Genomic DNA, 363 nt, shown 5'->3' with positions numbered 1-363 from the left:
GAACTAGCTGAAGCACTAGACACTTACATCCCAGAGCCAGAGCGTGCTATCGACGGTGCATTCATTCTGCCAATCGAAGACGTATTCTCAATCTCAGGCCGTGGTACTGTAGTAACAGGTCGTGTTGAGCGCGGTATCATCAAAGTTGGTGACGAAGTAGAAATCGTAGGTATCAAAGAAACTACTAAGACTACTTGTACTGGTGTTGAAATGTTCCGTAAGCTGCTTGACGAAGGTCGTGCAGGTGAGAACTGTGGTGTACTACTACGTGGTACTAAGCGTGATGAAGTTGAGCGTGGTCAAGTACTGGCTCAGCCTGGTTCAATCACTCCACACACTCAGTTCGAATCAGAAGTATACGTA

The 363-nt window shown here is 46.8% G+C and carries 1 protein-coding gene; it reads left to right on the top strand.

Features of this window, described 5'->3' with window-relative positions; all coding sequences use genetic code 11:
- Positions 1-363, top strand: a 363-nt coding sequence (locus tag DB48_RS13375) for an EF-Tu/IF-2/RF-3 family GTPase (RefSeq protein WP_041510741.1), incomplete at both ends; no start/stop codon positions are given.

The sequence above is a fragment of the Shewanella sp. cp20 genome, assembly GCF_000832025.1.
GTDB lineage: Bacteria > Pseudomonadota > Gammaproteobacteria > Enterobacterales > Shewanellaceae > Shewanella.
This window is presented reverse-complemented; position numbering and strand designations above follow the sequence as displayed.